The organism is Sporosarcina sp. ACRSM (assembly GCF_022346545.1).
Classification (GTDB): Bacteria; Bacillota; Bacilli; order Bacillales_A; family Planococcaceae; genus Sporosarcina.
Genome location: NZ_JAKRNU010000023.1, coordinates 1 through 3,588, shown reverse-complemented (window position 1 = coordinate 3,588; position 3,588 = coordinate 1). Strand labels below are relative to the sequence as shown.

General features: G+C 39.0%; 4 protein-coding genes and 2 pseudogenes. 5 read left to right on the top strand and 1 reads right to left on the bottom strand.

What is annotated here, in order from left to right; genetic code table 11:
- Positions 1-90: IS3 family transposase (locus tag MHZ95_RS20695; protein WP_239391493.1), on the top strand; the 90-nt coding region annotated here is incomplete at its 5' end.
- A gap of 90 nt (positions 91-180) precedes the next feature.
- Here MHZ95_RS20695 and MHZ95_RS20690 read toward each other — a convergent pair.
- A complete protein-coding gene (locus MHZ95_RS20690; protein WP_239392681.1) occupies positions 181-1,017 on the bottom strand; it encodes a MerR family transcriptional regulator in 837 nt (278 codons plus the stop codon).
- 103 nt (positions 1,018-1,120) lie between these two features.
- Here MHZ95_RS20690 and norA point away from each other — a divergent pair, with 103 nt between their 5' ends.
- The 4 genes and pseudogenes from norA to MHZ95_RS20670 all read left to right on the top strand — a co-directional run.
- Positions 1,121-2,284 carry a multidrug efflux MFS transporter NorA gene (gene norA / locus MHZ95_RS20685; RefSeq protein WP_239392680.1) on the top strand — a complete coding sequence of 388 codons (1,164 nt, stop codon included), beginning with the start codon at positions 1,121-1,123 and terminating at the stop codon, positions 2,282-2,284.
- 319 nt (positions 2,285-2,603) lie between these two features.
- Positions 2,604-2,747 (top strand): annotated as a pseudogene (locus MHZ95_RS20920) (helix-turn-helix domain-containing protein); the annotation flags it as partial.
- Positions 2,748-2,822: 75 nt separating this feature from the next.
- Positions 2,823-3,077: a GyrI-like domain-containing protein gene (locus MHZ95_RS20675; RefSeq protein ID WP_239392682.1), complete on the top strand. Its 255-nt coding sequence runs from the start codon at positions 2,823-2,825 to the stop codon at positions 3,075-3,077.
- 144 nt (positions 3,078-3,221) lie between these two features.
- A pseudogene (locus MHZ95_RS20670) lies at positions 3,222-3,588 on the top strand (transposase); the annotation flags it as partial.

The window sequence follows — 3,588 nt, the reverse complement described above, 5'->3', positions numbered from 1 at the left end:
CATTATTACAATCACAAACGCATCAAACAGAAATTGGCTGGCATGAGCCCGGTTCAATACCGTCTTCACACCAGCCAATTAGCTGCCTAATATAAACTCTAACTTTTAGGGGTCACATCATGGAAGGGGTTTTTATTATTTGAAAATAGGGTTTTCAGTTCTGAGCGTACTGGGGCGATGCTATTGTTGATTGTTTCTAACAACCTGCATCATAATTTTAGTAACATATTGTTCATTGTCATTTTTTACAACCGTATCATAGACATATTCCTCGAAGACATAATCGCCTAAGGTTAAATGCAAACGTTCCAGCTCTGCGAAAAGCCTTTCGTATGTAAGGTGGATGGTTTGGTCTTCTCCAATATGATACCCAATGAGAAAATCCCCTTTTACTGCCTGAAAGTACGGATATCCTTCCTTTGGCTGTGGTTGCTCGATGTATAAATAGCTATATTTGGAGTATTCCCCCTTCAAGACTTGTTCGCGTTTCGTTATCACACCAATCGGGTATCCTGTATCTAGCTTTGCTTCGTTCAATTCACCGATAAATTCCGAAATGACCTCTACAAATGCATCATCGGACATATTTTCAACGTTCCTACTAAGATAAAGCATAGCTTCCGGTAAATGTTGGAGCGTGATTTGATCAAAGTCTATTTGTAGGGATTCTTCGATTAATGCTATTTTTGTGTCGATTAGTTTTTCCTTCATTTCAATTTCCTGACGCATTTTTACAATCTCGCTCTTTTGTTGATACATTAACGTTAAAAAACTTTCCGGCGATTTGTTTTGTGTGTATTGTCGAATGTCATATAGGGACATTCCAAGCGTTTTTAATAGATCGATGACATAGAACAGATCGATTTGGTTGATGGAATAAAAACGGTAGCCTTTTTCGCTTTTGAATAGGGGAGATAGCAGGCCTATTTGGTCATAATAAAAAAGTGTTTGTTTATTGACTTTGCAAAGCTTTGCGAATTCGCCTGTCGTCAAATATTTTACATTTTTTTCATGCATTTTTTACACCATCCCCTTGACTATATAGTTACTATATACACTAGGATAGTATCTGTAAAGCAATCAAACGAATACACTTTTGTGTTTAAGGAGTACGTAAAATATGCGATCTTATAACCTAACGTTAGGATTATTATTATTCAATTTATTTATAGCGTTCATGGGCATTGGTCTCGTCATTCCAGTCTTACCTACGTTAATGAACGAGCTAGGGATCGGTGGAAAAACGATTGGCTATTTAACAGCGGCATTTGCAATTACACAACTGATTTTTTCACCAATTGCAGGAAAAGCAGTCGATAAAGTAGGCAGAAAAGTGATATTGGTCATCGGCTTATTTATTTTCGGTTTTTCGGAATTTTTATTTGGGTTGGGGAAAGATTTATGGGTGTTATTCATTTCCCGTCTTTTAGGTGGAGTCAGTGCGGCGTTCATCATGCCAGCTGTGACGGCCTATATTGCAGATATTACAACGCCACAAAATCGCGCAAAAGCACTTGGCTACATGTCAGCTGCCATTAGTACAGGTTTTATCATTGGGCCGGGGATCGGTGGATTTTTAGCGGAATTTGGTACGCGCATGCCTTTCTACTTTGCGGGCGTGCTCGGTACAGTAGCCGCAATCCTGACGATTATTTTAATAGCGGAGCCAGAACGCGCTTCCCAATCGAATGAACAAAATTCAGAAGCGCAGAAAGGGTTCAGACGTATTTTTAAGCCGAAATATTTCATCGCGTTTATATTAATTTTTATTGCTTCATTTGGTTTGGCGGCGTTTGAATCGTTTTTTAGTTTATTTGTGGATCATAAATTTCAATTTACACCATCGGATATTGCCATTGTGATTACAGGCGGCGCCATTTTTGGTGCAGCTGCACAAGTGTTGCTTTTTGATAGGCTAACCCGAATTTGGGGTGAGATTAAACTCATTCGCTACAGCCTAATCTTATCGGCAATACTTGTTTTTCTCATGACGGTTGTTCATTCCTATTTCACGATTTTACTGGTTACATTTATCGTTTTTGTCGGTTTCGATTTATTCCGGCCAGCGGTTACGACGTATCTTTCGAATGTTGCGGGAAATGAGCAAGGTTTCGCAGGTGGCATGAACTCCATGTTTACAAGTTTGGCGAATATTAGCGGACCTATTCTTGGCGGAATCTTATTTGACATCGATATTAATTATCCATACTATTTTGCCACTGTCGTTCTCTTTGTAGGTGTTGTGTTGACTTTCTTTTGGAGAAAACAAAAACATTCAACCTAATAAAGGGGAATGAAGAGTGTTGGAAATAAAAGATGAAATCATTTAGGTTTCGTTGACCCCATTACGAATGGACTTCACATCGATACCCGACAAAAGACGTTTCTTTTTTGTCGGGTATTCTTTTTTGACCGTTACTATAATGAATCCATGAAAGGAGGAATTAGAGATGCTGAAAAGTATGAATGAGGCGTTAGATTATATTGAATCTCACTTGAGTGACAGGATTGATGATCACGAATTGGAGAGAATTACAGGGACTTCTGTTTATCACTTTCGAAGAATGTTTTCATTTCTTTCAGGTATGTCATTAGGCGAATAGATACGCAATCGAAAATTATCTGACGCTACTTTTGACTTACTGCATGAAGGGATGAGTGTGACCGAAACGGCCTTCAAATATGGTTATGAATCTGTGGATGGATTTTCACGTGCCTTTCGGGAATGGTCCGGAATCAGTCCATCAGAGGTCAAAAAGAAAAATAGACTTAAAGCATTTCCACGGCTCTCCTTTCAATTAACCATCCAAGGAGGAATTAACATGGATTATCGTATCGAGAAAAAAGAATCCTTTAACATTGTTGGTGTGAAAAAGAGAATACCAATACAATTTAAAGGAATAAATCAAGAAATAATAAAGTTAGCGAAAAGTATTATACCAGAACAAAGAGAAAAATTGCATAGCTACGCAAACATGGCACCGAATCAAATTGTAAATGCCTCCTACAATTTTGATAGTGGACGTCTGGAAGAAAAGGGTAGTCTTGATCATATGCTTGGCTTTTTAACAGTTTAGGGCAGAAGTCTCCCACCTCAACGCGAAGCGTGGGTGGGAGATGAATGCTTACTCTTCTATTTTCATTATAAAAAGAACATATGTTTGCATCGGTGGGATTCGTGGTATACAAAAGTATATGACCATTTGATTGGAGGGTTGACCATGATTCGTTGTATGAAGACACCGTTCCGGGCAAGCAAGGAAACGATTGATCGATTATTCGAGTGCAATCGGGTTTCGGGTGAAGTGTGGAATCGTTGCTTGGAACTTGCGAAAGAAGCCCATTTGAAAACGGGGAAATCGATCACCAAGAGTGCGTTACAAAAAGGCACAAAGGGAATCTTTCCGATTCATTCCCAATCTGTGCAAGCCGTGTGCCATAAGTATCTATTTGCACGTGATGCGGCATGGAAAGCAAGAAGAGCCGGACATCCAAATAAATACCCGTACAAACGAAAAAATCATTTCAATACGAAATGGGCGAACAACGGCTTCAAGGTCTTTGAAAATGGCAAAATCCAATTATCGA

Coding starts and splice junctions, on each gene's coding strand:
- norA (WP_239392680.1), top strand. CDS start 1,121: ATGCGATCTTATAACCTAACGTTAGGATTATTATTATTCAATTTATTT.
- MHZ95_RS20690 (WP_239392681.1), bottom strand. CDS start 1,017: ATGCATGAAAAAAATGTAAAATATTTGACGACAGGCGAATTCGCAAAG.
- MHZ95_RS20675 (WP_239392682.1), top strand. CDS start 2,823: ATGGATTATCGTATCGAGAAAAAAGAATCCTTTAACATTGTTGGTGTG.